Origin of the sequence: Arthrobacter sp. S2(2024), from assembly GCF_036662515.1 — a bacterium.
In the GTDB taxonomy this organism is placed as follows: domain Bacteria; phylum Actinomycetota; class Actinomycetes; order Actinomycetales; family Micrococcaceae; genus Arthrobacter.
The window spans coordinates 1-12,704 of the sequence record NZ_JAYKZI010000022.1; the positions used below are offsets into that span (position 1 = coordinate 1).

Here is a 12,704-nt window from a genome sequence, read left to right on the forward strand (position 1 = left end):
GGTGACGGTGACCGGGGCCAGGGTGGTGGTTCCGGCGTGCGGGGTGACGGCGTAGGAGGTGATCGGGGAGCCGCCGTTGTTCGGGGCGGTCCAGGTCACGGTGGCTGAGGCGTTCCCCGCGGCCGCGGTGACCCCGGTGGGGGCTGCGGGTGCGGTGGGGGTGGTCTGGGTGTTGGTGAGGGTGACGTCGTCCAGGTACATCCAGGTGTCATCCGCCGGGCTGGCGCCGTCGAGGTGGACGTTGAACCAGAGCACGACGGTTTGGCCGTTGTAGGCGGAGAGGTTCGTGCTGAGCTGGGTCCAGGTGCCGGAGTTGCTGCTGAGCTTGAACAGGCTCGCCAGGGTGGTGCCGCTCGTGGTGCGGACTTGTGCTTCCATCCAGTCGTAGCGGCAGGCGGTGCCGGTGCAGGTGTCGTCGGCGGTGTGGGGCTGGTACCAGAAGGACAGGGTGGAGGTCCCGGTGGCGGGCATGGTGAGGGTCTGGGCCAGGGTGCTGTCGCCGAGCGGTTCGGTGCCGGAGGCCAGGCCCAGGAGCGCGGAGCCGGTGCCGGTGTGCGCGGTGGTGGAGGCCACGGGTGCCCTGACCCCGCCGGTGGTCCAGGACGTGAGCCCGGATTCGAAACCACCGTTGGTGACCCCGGGAACCGGGGCCGTCGGGGTCACCAGAGCCGAGGCCGCCGACGGCGCGGAGGTGCCGACGGCGTTCGTCGCCGTCACCGTGAACGTGTACGCCGTGCCGTTGGTGAGTCCGGTGACGGTCGCCGTCGTCGAGGGCGGACTCCCGGTCACCGTCACCGGAGCCAAAGCCGTGCCACCCGTGGAAGGCGTCACCGCATACGAAGTGATGGGGGAGCCGCCGTTGCCCGGCGCCGTCCAGGACACGGACGCCGAGGCGTTTCCCGCCGTTGCGCTCACGCCTGTGGGCGGGGCAGGTGCGGTTGGGGCCGTCGGGGTGACGGGAGCCGACGCGGCCGACGGGGGTGAGGTGCCGACGGCGTTCGTCGCCGTGACCGTGAAGGTGTACGCCGTACCGTTGGTCAGCCCGGTGACGGTCGCCGTCGTTGAGGGCGGATTCCCGGAAACCGTCACCGGAGTCAAAGCCGTGCCACCGGACGAAGGCGTCACCGCGTACGAAGTGATGGGGGAGCCGCCGTTGGCCGGCGCCGTCCACGACACCACCGCCGAGGCATTGCCCGCCGTCGCGGTCACGCCGCTCGGAGCAGCCGGCGCCGTCGCCGCAACGGGTGCATTGCCCAAGGCCTGGGCGACCGTTTGAACTGACGTGGTCCCGTTGGCTGTTCTCGCTGCGAGCCATGTGACAAAGGTCTTGAAGAGGTTCGGGTCGATGGTCAAGGTGGGATCAGTTCCGACCGCGATGTGGTGGAAGGTCAGCTGGACCCAGCCTCCTCCCGGTTCCGCGTTGGTCACGAGGTCTTCGAGGTTTTGTAGCGTCCAGGTGCTGTCCACTTCATCAGGTGCCGCTGTGTTGTATGGATTGGCCGGGGGGATGGTTTCCGCGAAGGGGCAGCCGGAGCAACTCGCGGGCGAACGGATGTCACCCAAATTGCGGGCACTGGCAAAACCGCAATTCTTCACGATTTGCTCGACGGACGAGTTTTCAGCGGCGAAAGGATAGGCGAAATCGGTGGCGTTGAACCCCCAGCTGGCAAGCGTGGTCCGGCCGCCGCACACCTCGTTGGTGGCGGCCGACGTGGACAAGGTGGTGAGGTCCGGGTGGGTGATGGTGTGGCCGCCGATCTCGTTCCCGTCCGCGGCGATGCTGTTCAGATTGACACGGGTGAGCCATGACGGATTATCGATCCAGCTGGTCGTAATGAAGAAGGTGCCGTGCAATCCGAGCGACTTCAGCAACTGTTCGGCCGGGAGCTGATCGGCATTGCCGTCGTCGAACGTCAGGCTGATGATTGTTTTCGGGAGTGCCGCACGTGCGGGAGGCGCCAAGTAGACAGCGGAGTAGCCAAGCAAGAACAGCACGGACACGGCCGTGGCCCAGCGGAACCACGTGGGCCGCCGGAACAGTATGGTCAGGAGCCGCATCGGCTTCCCCTTTTTCTGAACAGACCGGGTCAGAATCCCCAGGTCCGGAGTCTAGTGGCTATGCACGGCACGGGTTAAGAGTGGGTGGTACCCGTTTTGGACCCGGTCTTCCGCCCTACCACTCAGGCTCCGATGCGCGTACCCGGCCCCGAGGCCGTCGACTCAAGCGAAAGGGGCGTACCTGCCGTCAGAAACGAGCTCGATTGTCCCGTCGTGCACGCTCACCAGCGGCCCGTGACCCGGCAGGATGGTCTCAGCCCCCAGCTGCCTGAGATGCTCAACGCTGGCCAAGGTCTCCGACGGGTGGTGGTGGAAGACGGCGGGCAACAGCTGCGGTCCGCGGACCGGACTGACAGCGTGGCCCGTGACGAGAGCATCCCCGGTGACCACGGCTTTAGCTGAAGGGACGAAGAAGGACACATGGCCGCTGGTGTGCCCGCCCGTGGCAATGATCCGGGGAGATCCCGGGAGCGCGTCCAGGATGTCCTGGGTCATCGCAGCGACGCCCGGGACCGCGACGTCGGACAAGCCCCCGGAGCGGATGGCGTGGACCGCCCACGCGCCGACCCTGGGGCGGAGGATCCGCAAACCAAGGTCCTTCACGGTGACCTGTTCAAGGACCTCCCGGCGGATGTTTGGCAACTCCGCGTTGGACGCAAATACCGGAATGCCCATTGCGGATATTCTCGCGGCATTGCCGATGTGATCAGAGTGACCATGCGTCAGGAGAACTCCGGCAGCATTTTCAATACCCAGTCCAAGGAAATTCACGCTCGATTGGAGCAATGGCCAGTTCCCGGGATAGCCCGTGTCGATGAGGGTGAATTCGTTGCCCCGTTTGAGGATGGTCCAGTTGACGGCAGGTCCCTCGATGAAGAAGACGTCCTCGGCAACTTCCGTCACGTTGTCCTCGGCTGACCAGTTCTTAGGCATGCTTCCTTCTGTTTGTAGGTGTCGCGGGGGCTCCACATGCGTGCTCGGATGCGCCTCAGGTACGCCGGACCATCTTATCCTCGGTAAGGGCCCCGGCCCCGCCGTCTTGGTGATACCCGGGAGGGGTATTCAGGCCCCCTTCCCGAGGTGCCCGGGGCTCGATTTCACTTGGGGCAAAACCTTTGCTAAAGTCATAACCGCTTCATTCCTCCGTAGCTCAATTGGCAGAGCATTCGACTGTTAATCGAAGGGTTACTGGTTCAAGTCCAGTCGGAGGAGCGCAAAGGCCCCGCACCGGTTTAGATCGGTGCGGGGCCTGCTTTTTGCCTCGGTTTGTCTGATGTGCGTAATTATTCGAATGTGCAGAATCTCATTGCCGCGTCGTCACACGAAGTCCATTTCCACTTGCAGGAATCTCGCTGCCTCGGCCACGGCAGACTGGAAGGCGTCATCTTCGGTTGGCGGCGTCCTCGGCTCCCGTGGATGCCATTCGTGGGCGGCGGAGTGGACGCGCGTGAATCCGCCTCCAGGTGGTGCGTAGAAGATTCCGAAGCGTTGGACGGGCCATTCCGGGGAGGTCTCCGGTGCCACGAGCAGGGCCGCGCCATTTGTCGGATTGAACCATTGCGCAATCGGCCTGCGGCGGTCCTCCGTGAAGAGTCCAGCCGCATAAAGGGCCGCGGATTGCGGGCTTGTCACGGTGCATAGACGATCCCACCACAGCGGCAGGATGCCATCATCCTTGCGCTGCCATGGGGCTGGAATAGGCTGGAGTTCCTGCCAACGGGGCACATCTCAACTTTATCTCCGGGCCATGACCGGGAACAGGCCTCGAAGCAACGGAAGGCCTCCTTAGTCCCGTTTCCATGGCCCCGGATTGATCCGGTAGAGGATTGCGGAACCGACGACGGCGCCCAGCAGGGCTCCGAACACAGGATTTCCGGCCCCGCGGCCCAGCAGGAAGCCGACGACGGCGCCAAGCACCGCTCCGAGGAAAAGGCCCCTGCCGTTGCGGTGCGGTTTGCGCGTCATGCCTTGAGCCTACTTCCGCATCGGGACGTCCGCGCTTCTCGAATCAGTTGACTGGCGCGTCAGTGGATGGACCCATCAGTGGATGGAGGGGACGGACCGGGGCCGCACGACGAGCCACAGGGCCGCGACGGCGCCGGCGAGGCACACGGCCTGGACAGCCCCCATGGGAACCGCGGAGCGGACGCCCAGCCAGCCAACCACCGGCGGGATGATGCCGGCCATCAGGAAGTTCGAGGCACCCAGCAGGGAAGCCGCGGTTCCTGCCTGTGCGCCATGGTTGGCCAAGGCAATCACCTGGACGCAGGGGAACATGAAGCCGGTGGCAAGGATGTAGAACCACAACGGGACCATGACGCCCCAGAGGCCGAAGCCGAGCAGATCGAACACCACAATCAATACCGCCATCAGCAGCATCCAGACCGTGGCAAACGCCATGATCCATTGCGGCGCTACCCGTTTGATGACCCTGGAGCTGATTTGGACGCCGGCGACGATGCCCAGGGAGTTGACGCCGAACAGCAGGCCGTATTCCTGCGGGGAAAAGTTGTAGACCTGTTGGAACAGGAACGTGGACGCGGAAAGGTAAGCAAACAGTCCGCCGAAGTTGAACCCGCCCACGAGCAGCATCCCGACGAAAATCCGGTCGGCGAACACAGCCTTGTAGCGTTGGCCCGCCGTCGACGTCGTCTGCCGGCGGAGTTCGGCAGGATACGTTTCCCGGATGAGGAACACAGCGGCAATGATCACCAGGATTCCGTAACTGGCCAGGAAGTAGAAGATCCCGGGCCATGGCATCACCAAGAGCAGCTGTGAACCGATGATCGGAGCCAGAATGGGCGCCAGGCCGTTCACCAGCGACATGCGGGAGAACATCCGCACCATCGCGTAGCCCGCGAAGAGGTCCCGGACCATGGCCATGGCAACCACGCCGCCACCGGCTGCACCGACGCCCATCAGGACGCGGAACAGCGCAAGCGTGCTGATGTCAGTGGACAGTGCAGCACCGAGGGAAGAACCGATGTGCAAGGCCGTTGCCAGGATCAACGGCATGCGGCGCCCGAACTTGTCGCTGAAGGGCCCCACCACCAATTGGCCAATCGCGAAGCCCACCGTTGTGCCCGTCAGCGTGAGTTGGATCGCAGCGGCTGACACGTCGAAATGATGCTCCAGCGCGGGAAACGCGGGCAGATAGAGATCCACCGTAAATGGACCCAAGGCGGTCAATGCGCCAAGCAGCAGGATATAGAGGAGTTTTTCGCGTCGACTGAGGGAATCGCCCGGTACAGGGGGAGTGTTCACGGTTATCAATCCTATGTGCGAAAGATCATATTTATCAGCGATGGCAGGGGCGCGCCGCTGGGCCGTCCCGGAAGTTGAGGCTGAAGCTGAATGGTAGTTTTGTGGACAGGTGCGCGTGGGCGGTTGTATTCGTCTCCGTGCCGGAGCCGGGTAGGAGCAAGATGGAAGCAGTGAGGCGGAACCTATGAGTGGACGTCACAGCGGCCGGGTTGGCCAACGCCCGGGCATTTCGGCGTTGCCGAACACCCTGAAACTTGCAGCCCGGCTCGCGCCGCGGCAGCTCAACGACGAAATCAGCCTCGCCAAGCTTGAACTCAAAGGCAAAGGCAAGCAGCTGGGCATTGCCGGCGCTTTTGTTGGCGTTGCACTGATCTTTCTTTCTTTGCTTGTCATCGCCCTCGTCGTGGCGGCCATCTTGGGCTTGGCCACGGTCATGCCCCCGTGGCTGGCCGCGCTCGTGGTTGCGGCGGCGTTCCTTGTGATCATTCTTATCGGGGCACTCATTGCCTTCCGCGCGTTCAAGGGGGCCATGCCGCTTGTGCCTGAGAAAACCATCCGCGGCATCAAGCACGATCTCGGCATAGTCAAGGAAGGTACGGCCTTCGACGCCAGCGTCCTCGACCCCTCGTCGGAAGCCTACAAGGCAGCGGAGGCAGCGAAAGCAGCCGCAGCCGAGAAAGCCAAGGCAGAAAAGGCCGCCAAGGCAGAAGCACACAAGGCCGAGCAACCCCCCGCCCCGAGCGTAGCTGAGCTGCTCCGCCGTCTGGAGCAGCGCCGCGAACACCTCGCCGACGTTCGCGATCAGCTCGGCGTCGAGCTCGACGTCAAGACCCAGGGGAAGGTCCTCCGTGACGTCGCCGGGCAAAAGCTCGACGACGGACGCCGGTTCGCGGCCGACAGAATCGCGGATTTCAGTGAGAAGGTTCCTGCCGGGCTGCCGGAGCGGCTCGCCGCGCGCTGGAAAGAGCTACTTCTCTTTGCCGCTTCGGCCACGGTGGCCGCAGTGGGACTGCGGAAGCTGTTCAAGAAGTAATCGGGACGGCAAGCAGCAGCGTCAGCTGCGGACTACGGAAAGGGGGACAGGTGAAATTCATCGGTGCAGGCGCACGCCCGGGCCAGCCACAGATCGACCACGATCTCATCTTCACCGTCCCCAATTTCCTGACCGTGCTCCGCTTCATGGGCGTCCCGTTGTTTGTGTGGCTGGTGCTGTGGCAAAGGGAATACGGTTTCGCCGTGCTGGTCCTCGCCATCATGGGAGGTACTGACTGGGTGGATGGCTACGTCGCGCGGCGTTTCAACCAGACCTCCAAGCTGGGCCGCATCCTCGATCCCGTCGCGGACCGCCTGGCACTCATCACCGTCGCCGTCACGCTCGCCATCGCCGGGGTAGTGGACTGGTGGTACCTGGCCGCCCTGGTGGTGCCCGACGTCGTCCTCGCCACGGCCTCATTGTTCTACTTCCATAGCCACCCCGACCTCCCGGTAAGCCGGATCGGCAAGATCCGGACGGCCTTCCTGCTCCTGGGCACCCCTCTCCTGGTCCTCTCCAAGCTCGCGATTCCCTACACCGGTGTCTATTTCGTGATCGCCTGGATCTGCCTGGGATTGGGCCTGCTAGGGCACTGGGTAGCGGCCTACAACTATTTCTGGGCAATCCTCCGCAAGGGCAAAGAGCTTAAAGCCCACGACGGCGGTCGCAGCTGATGGTCTGGTTCGCAGTCCTTCTTGCGGTGCTTGGCGCCTTCTGCCTCGCCATTGGTGCCCAGCGCCAGGGCAGCGCGGTCAAGGCGGATACCGGTGGCCTCGCCCTGAGTTCCCACGGTTTCCTGCGGCTTCTCCGAAATCCGCGATGGATGTTCGGGCTGCTTTTGCTTGCCCTGGGCATGGGCATGAACGCTATTGCCTTGGTATCGGCACCGTTGACTGTGGTGCAGCCCATCGGCGCCATCGCCTTGGTCATCACCACGGTGGTCAACGCCAAGGACCAGGGGCTCAGTATCAACCGCGGCACCGTGGTGGCGATCTCTGCCTGCGTGACGGGCTCTGCGATGTTCGTTCTCCTGGCTGTCAACGCCACCCAGGAGAACCACCATGTTAGCGGAGAGGACGAAATAACCATCGTCCTCCTGCTGGCACTCGCCGTCGGACTTTTTGGAACGTTGGCGGTCATGTTCCGGCACCGCATGAGCGCCTTTGTCTACATCCTGGGTGCCGGAGTGTTGTTTGGCTTCGTCGCGGTCCTCACACGCATCATCGGCCGGCACTTGCTCGACCCCAACGGGCACTTTCTGCTCAATGTGCAGTGGTACACCGTCGTCGCCATTGCGGCTGCCGGCGGCCTCGGCTCGTGGTTCGTGCAGAGTGCCTATTCGGGCGGGCCGCCGGATCTGGTCATCGCCGGGTTGACCGTGATCGACCCCATTGTCGGAATTGCCATCGGCATCGCGATTTTGGGTGAGCTTCGTCCCGATGTCCACGCCGTGCTGGCAATCGCCATGGCTGTGGCCGCTTCCCTTGCTATCGTTGGGGTTATTGCCCTGAGCCGGCACCATCCCGAGGTCACCAAGAGAAAGCGTGACGCGAAGGCGGCTGCAAGCCGGAAGGCCTAGGGCAGAGTTCGACAACCGTGCCCCGCACATCCGCGGCAGGCAACCGGCGAAGACACCGCAGGGCCAAACGTTTTGCTGTGTTCGCACCGTGACCATCAGGAGTTCTCCACGTGACTGTTCCCGAAACCAACAAACCCCTCACCATCCTGATCGCGGCGGAGACGTACCGCCCGCAGGTCAATGGTGCTGCTCAGTTCGGGTACCGGCTTGCCAAAGGCATGAAGGCGCGGGGACACGATGTCCACGTCCTGGCCTGCCGGGCGGACAACGGCAAGAGCTTCACCGAGTTCGGGGACGAAGGCACCGTCCACCGCTTGAAGTCCCACGGAGTCTTTACCCACGAGTACTTCCGCATCTGCTATCCCTGGGAAATCAAGAACGACATTCGACTGCTCTTCGACAGGGTGCAGCCCGACGTCGTTCACATCCAAAGCCACTACATGATCGGTGAACACGTCCTCTACGAGGCCAAGAAGCGCGGCATCAGGATCATTGCCACCAACCACTTCATGCCCGAAAACCTGAACCCGTTCCTGCCGTTCCCGCAGTGGTTCAAGGACATCATCGGGCGGGTCTCGTGGAAGGACATGGGTAAGGTCATGGGCCAGGCCGATGTTGTCACCACTCCCACGCCGCTCGCCGCGAAGGCCATGCACCAGCACGCTTTCCTTCGCAAGGTCCTTCCTTTGTCCAACGGCATCGACGCGGCGGCTTATGAACTGGCGCCGGGTGAAGAGATCGAGCCGCATGCTTACCCCACCGTTCTTTTTGTGGGCCGCCTTGCTGAAGAGAAGCACGTGGACGTCCTGATCGACGCCGTCGCCAAGACACCCGCCGACCTCAACGTGCATCTTGAAATCGTCGGCGGCGGCGAGGTCCGTGCCGCATTGGAGGCCCAGGCCAAGCGCCTGGGGCTGGGCGGGCGGGTCAAGTTCCTTGGACTCGCGAGCGATGAGGACCTGAGGAAGGCCTACATTCGCGCTGACCTGTTCTGCATGCCCGGGACCGCCGAACTGCAGTCCCTCGTAACGCTTGAGGCGATGTCGGCGTCGACGCCGGTTCTCCTCGCCAATGCGATGGCCCTGCCGCACCTGGTGCGCGAAGGCGAGAACGGGCATCTGTTTACGCCAGGCGACAGCAACGAGTTGGCAGCCCGGATCACCGAGCTTTTCCGTCTGCCGGCCGGCGAACTCGAAGCCATGGGCAAGGCGAGCCGCGCCATGGTGGAGCCACACAGCATCCAAGGCACCCTGCAGACGTTCGAGGACCTCTACCGCGGGGCGGGCTACGAAGACAAGGTCATCTAGTCACGTGGAGCCGGCTAGTGTGCCGCTTGGCATCGGGAGCCGGATTGTTTTGCTAGAGTGTTTTGGCCGGGGACGCTGATAAGGCGGTCCCCGCCGACTCGGGGCTATAGCTCAGCTGGTTAGAGCGCGGGACTCATAATCCTAAGGTCCTCGGTTCAAGTCCGAGTAGCCCTACCCGAAAGGTGCCCCTGACCTGCGGAAACGCGGGGAAGGGGCACTTTCGTCTTGGAGTTCTCAGGTAGCCATCCGGTCGGAATCACTCCCGACTCCGACCGAAAGCCTCCAACAGGGACGTGGGTCATCCTTGAATCCAGCCCTTGTGTGACTAGCGACGCTGGTGTAGATATCAGATCGGAGGGCAGTCATGGACATTGGGCGGGTAATCGAGCAATACCACTCGGGACTACACGTATTTGCCGAGGGCGATCCGGAGCCCATCAAGGCAATGTACGCGCGGAGCGAGGACGTGCTTCTAGCGAATCCCTTCGGCGGCTCTTCGCGCGGCTGGGATGCGGTTTCACAGGCGCTGGACTTCGCTTCATCAAACTTCCGCGATGGCAGGCCAGTTCGGTTTGAGGAAGTTTCGCGTTACGTCGGCGCAGATCTTGTCACGCTGTTCGAGCACGAGCACTGGGAGACCAAGGTGGGCGGTCGCGACGAGCCGTCGCCCTTCGACTTGCGCGTTACGACCACTTTTCGGTTGGAAGGCGACGGATGGCAAGTGGTCAGTCGCCACGCCGACCCGTTGATGGCACGGCATCCCGACGGACCGATCCGCCCCACGAAGTGAGTTTTGCGATCCACGAAGGCGCAGCCGCGCCGAGCGTGAGGATCTGATCGGACTGTTCCCGCCGATGCTTTGATTCGCGGGCCAGGACGCGACCAACGAATCCGACTTTCGTTGACGAGGCTAAGGGACCTTCGGTTTCCGGGACCGATACGGCTGGACCAACGATGCAGCACCAGGGCGCTAGCTCGGCCCCGGCCATACGGCCGTCGGTGTGCCCCCGCAGCTGAAAAGCCGGGGGCGCACCTTTTGGTGTCTGTGAACGATCAGGAGACCTGGAGGCCGCCGTTGATGTCGTACGTTGCTGCGGTGATGTAGCCCGCGTCCGCACCGAGGAGGAAACTCATCAGTGCGGCTACTTCTTCGCGGGTGCCCACGCGGCCCATCATGATCCCCTGGGACATTTCCGATTTGCGTTCCTCGGTGAGGGTGCCGCCCATGATGTCCGAATGGGCGCAGGTCCGGGGTCAATAGTGGAAATTGGGCAACAGTTTGGTCCTCCAGGCCGGATGAGGTGGCATGCCGCCCTCTGTTGACTTACCGTTGACTTATCGTTCGCAAGCGCTTGCGAACCAATCTTTGCGGACGTTAGGCTGATCACATGACTGTTTCCGTCCAGGCTGTCGCCGACCGCGCTGGCGTCTCGATTTCCACGGTGTCCCGAGCCCTGCGCGGGGTCCCCGGCATTTCGGAGACAACGCGCAAGCGTGTGCGGGATGCCGCCGTGGAGTTGGGGTATGTCGCGTCGCCGAGTGCGTCCCGCCTCGCGACGGGGCGCACGCGCACCGTCGCCGTCGTCGTCCCTCTTCTCACGAAGTGGTTTTTCGCCGAGGTTATTGCTGCCGCCGGGCGGGTGCTGAGCCGCGAAGGCTATGACGTCCTGTTGACTGAGCTGTCCACCGTCGAGCTGCGGGCCGGCTTCTTCGCGAGCCCGCGCCTGCACGGGCGCTCCGATGGTGCGCTCGTCGTAGCCCTTCAACTCGGGTCGGAGGAGCTCGCGTCGCTCGAGGCGCAGGGGCAGGTCCTCGCGCTTGTCGGTTCGGAGAGTGCGGGCGCGTCCTCCGTCCAGGTGGAGGACCGGATCGGCGGACGCGCCGCGGCGCGTCATCTGATCAATCTCGGTCATGAGCGCATCGCCTTCGTCGGCCTGCGTGCCGGTCCAGGTTCGACCCTCGGCGGCGTGCCGCCGGCCGAGCGGCTCCTCGGCTACCGAGAGGCACTGGCCGAGGCGGGCCTTCCCTCGGATCGGGGCCTTGAGCACGTCGTGGAGAACACGGTCGACGCCGGTGCGGCCGCCATGGCCGCACTGCTCACCGCTGAGGAACCGCCGACGGCGCTTGTCGCGGCGTCGGACGAGATCGCCTTCGGGGCAATGGCCACGCTCCGCGGGGCCGGGCTCAGCGTCCCGGACGATTTCTCCATCGTCGGCTACGACAACCACGAGCTCGCGGGCGTCGTGGGTCTCACGACGATGGACCACGGCGTCGCCGAGCAAGGTCGCCTCGCAGCCGAAGCGCTGGTTGCGGCCCTGGCGGGGGCCCCGGCCGCCGTCGGGCGCATCGAGCCCCGTCTCGTGGTGCGCGGCTCGACCGCACCGCCCCGCCGCCTCCGGGCGGGCTCCCGCTGACCTTTCACAATCCACCCAAACGAACAAGGAATCCCATGGAATACCGCAAGCTCGGAAACTCCGGCATGTACGTCAGCGAGATCGCGTACGGCAACTGGACCACGCACGGCGAACAGATCGACCAGGAAGCGGCCACGGCCTGCGTCCGGACGGCCCTGGAGCTCGGGATCACGACCTTCGACACCGCCGACGCTTACGCGGGCACGCGCGCCGAGACCGCCCTCGGCGAGGCCCTCGACGGTGTCCGGCGTGAAGGCCTGGAGATCTTTACCAAGGTCTACTTCCCGATCGGCCAGCCCGGCAAGAACGATCGGGGCCTGTCCCGCAAGCACATCATGGAGTCCATCAACGGCGCCCTGCGCCGCCTCCGGACCGACTACGTGGACCTGTACCAGGCCCACCGCTACGACTACGAAACCCCGCTCGAAGAGACCATGCAGGCGTTCGCGGACACCGTGCGTGCCGGCAAGGCGCACTACATCGGCGTCTCCGAATGGACCCCGGAGGAGATCCGCAGGGGCGCCGCCCTCGCCAAGGAGCTCGGTATCCACCTCGTCTCGAACCAGCCCCAGTACAACATGCTCTGGCGCGTTATCGAGCCGGAAGTCGTTCCGCTGAGCGAAGAACTCGGCCTGAGCCAGATCGTCTGGTCCCCGCTCGCCCAGGGCGTCCTGACCGGCAAGTACGCCCCGGGCGCCGCGGCTCCCACGGCGTCGCGCTTCACCTCCGACGGCGGCGCGTTCAAGACCGAGCACCGCTACATGCAGCAACGTGTGCTCGAAGCTGTCCAGGCCTTGCGCCCGCTCGCGAACCAGGCTGGCCTGTCAATGGCCGCGTTCGCTGTGGCCTGGGTCCTGCAGAACACGAACGTCTCCGCCGCCATCGTGGGAGCCTCCCGGCCCGAGCAGCTCAAGGACAACGCGACCGCCGCCGGCGTCGTCCTGGACCCCGGGCTTCTCGCCAAGGCCGACGAGGTCCTCGGCGACCTCATCGAGCGCGACCCGGCCAAGGTCGAGTCCTTCCTCGAACGCCCCTGAATCAACGCCCCG

General features: G+C 64.3%; 12 protein-coding genes, 2 tRNA genes and 1 pseudogene. 9 read left to right on the top strand and 6 right to left on the bottom strand.

Annotation, left to right across the window (positions count from 1 at the left end):
- Both VLA65_RS21010 and VLA65_RS21015 read right to left on the bottom strand, forming a co-directional pair.
- Window positions 1-2,058 (bottom strand): fibronectin type III domain-containing protein (locus VLA65_RS21010; protein ID WP_332603656.1); only part of this gene is annotated, 2,058 nt, incomplete at its 3' end.
- 162 nt (window positions 2,059-2,220) lie between these two features.
- The gene (locus VLA65_RS21015; protein WP_332603657.1) at window positions 2,221-2,991 is read right to left on the bottom strand and encodes an MBL fold metallo-hydrolase; all 771 of its coding nucleotides are present in this window, start codon (window positions 2,989-2,991) and stop codon (window positions 2,221-2,223) included.
- A gap of 206 nt (window positions 2,992-3,197) precedes the next feature.
- Here VLA65_RS21015 and VLA65_RS21020 point away from each other — a divergent pair.
- Window positions 3,198-3,270, top strand: a tRNA-Asn gene (locus VLA65_RS21020).
- Window positions 3,271-3,375: 105 nt separating this feature from the next.
- Here the strand turns inward: VLA65_RS21020 and VLA65_RS21025 are convergent.
- The 3 genes from VLA65_RS21025 to VLA65_RS21035 all read right to left on the bottom strand — a co-directional run bounded on the left by VLA65_RS21025 (window position 3,376) and on the right by VLA65_RS21035 (window position 5,322).
- Window positions 3,376-3,783 carry a hypothetical protein gene (locus VLA65_RS21025; RefSeq protein WP_059387862.1) on the bottom strand — a complete coding sequence of 136 codons (408 nt, stop codon included), beginning with the start codon at window positions 3,781-3,783 and terminating at the stop codon, window positions 3,376-3,378.
- Window positions 3,784-3,843: 60 nt separating this feature from the next.
- On the bottom strand, window positions 3,844-4,023 hold the full coding sequence (locus VLA65_RS21030) for a glycine zipper domain-containing protein (RefSeq protein ID WP_059387861.1): 180 nt from the start codon (window positions 4,021-4,023) through the stop codon (window positions 3,844-3,846).
- A 75-nt stretch (window positions 4,024-4,098) separates the two neighbouring features.
- Entirely contained in the window at window positions 4,099-5,322 is a 1,224-nt protein-coding gene (locus VLA65_RS21035; RefSeq protein ID WP_370872191.1) for a multidrug effflux MFS transporter, read from the bottom strand.
- A gap of 184 nt (window positions 5,323-5,506) precedes the next feature.
- Here VLA65_RS21035 and VLA65_RS21040 point away from each other — a divergent pair, with 184 nt between their 5' ends.
- From VLA65_RS21040 to VLA65_RS21065, 6 genes are all read left to right on the top strand, one after another.
- On the top strand, window positions 5,507-6,355 hold the full coding sequence (locus VLA65_RS21040) for a phage holin family protein (RefSeq protein WP_332603658.1): 849 nt from the start codon (window positions 5,507-5,509) through the stop codon (window positions 6,353-6,355).
- 50 nt (window positions 6,356-6,405) lie between these two features.
- Window positions 6,406-7,029, top strand: a complete 624-nt coding sequence (locus tag VLA65_RS21045) for a CDP-alcohol phosphatidyltransferase family protein (RefSeq protein ID WP_059387860.1) — start codon at window positions 6,406-6,408, stop codon at window positions 7,027-7,029.
- Window positions 7,029-7,934: a DMT family transporter gene (locus VLA65_RS21050; RefSeq protein WP_059387859.1), complete on the top strand. Its 906-nt coding sequence runs from the start codon at window positions 7,029-7,031 to the stop codon at window positions 7,932-7,934. Before VLA65_RS21045 ends, VLA65_RS21050 begins: the two co-directional genes overlap by 1 nt.
- A 110-nt stretch (window positions 7,935-8,044) precedes the next feature.
- Window positions 8,045-9,241: a glycosyltransferase gene (locus VLA65_RS21055; protein ID WP_307055705.1), complete on the top strand. Its 1,197-nt coding sequence runs from the start codon at window positions 8,045-8,047 to the stop codon at window positions 9,239-9,241.
- A gap of 100 nt (window positions 9,242-9,341) precedes the next feature.
- Window positions 9,342-9,415 (top strand) — tRNA-Ile (locus VLA65_RS21060).
- A 190-nt stretch (window positions 9,416-9,605) separates the two neighbouring features.
- Window positions 9,606-10,031 carry a YybH family protein gene (locus tag VLA65_RS21065; protein WP_059387857.1) on the top strand — a complete coding sequence of 142 codons (426 nt, stop codon included), beginning with the start codon at window positions 9,606-9,608 and terminating at the stop codon, window positions 10,029-10,031.
- A 263-nt stretch (window positions 10,032-10,294) separates the two neighbouring features.
- Here the strand turns inward: VLA65_RS21065 and VLA65_RS21070 are convergent.
- Window positions 10,295-10,500 (bottom strand): annotated as a pseudogene (locus VLA65_RS21070) (SDR family oxidoreductase); the annotation flags it as partial.
- Window positions 10,501-10,629: 129 nt separating this feature from the next.
- Here VLA65_RS21070 and VLA65_RS21075 point away from each other — a divergent pair.
- Window positions 10,630-11,655 carry a LacI family DNA-binding transcriptional regulator gene (locus tag VLA65_RS21075; protein ID WP_332603659.1) on the top strand — a complete coding sequence of 342 codons (1,026 nt, stop codon included), beginning with the start codon at window positions 10,630-10,632 and terminating at the stop codon, window positions 11,653-11,655.
- Between the two features lie 35 nt (window positions 11,656-11,690).
- The gene (locus VLA65_RS21080; protein WP_332603660.1) at window positions 11,691-12,692 is read left to right on the top strand and encodes an aldo/keto reductase family protein; all 1,002 of its coding nucleotides are present in this window, start codon (window positions 11,691-11,693) and stop codon (window positions 12,690-12,692) included.
- Window positions 12,693-12,704: the final 12 nt, after the last annotated feature.

Coding starts and splice junctions, on each gene's coding strand:
- VLA65_RS21030 (WP_059387861.1), bottom strand. CDS start 4,023: ATGACGCGCAAACCGCACCGCAACGGCAGGGGCCTTTTCCTCGGAGCG.
- VLA65_RS21075 (WP_332603659.1), top strand. CDS start 10,630: ATGACTGTTTCCGTCCAGGCTGTCGCCGACCGCGCTGGCGTCTCGATT.
- VLA65_RS21040 (WP_332603658.1), top strand. CDS start 5,507: ATGAGTGGACGTCACAGCGGCCGGGTTGGCCAACGCCCGGGCATTTCG.
- VLA65_RS21080 (WP_332603660.1), top strand. CDS start 11,691: ATGGAATACCGCAAGCTCGGAAACTCCGGCATGTACGTCAGCGAGATC.
- VLA65_RS21050 (WP_059387859.1), top strand. CDS start 7,029: ATGGTCTGGTTCGCAGTCCTTCTTGCGGTGCTTGGCGCCTTCTGCCTC.
- VLA65_RS21065 (WP_059387857.1), top strand. CDS start 9,606: ATGGACATTGGGCGGGTAATCGAGCAATACCACTCGGGACTACACGTA.
- VLA65_RS21015 (WP_332603657.1), bottom strand. CDS start 2,991: ATGCCTAAGAACTGGTCAGCCGAGGACAACGTGACGGAAGTTGCCGAG.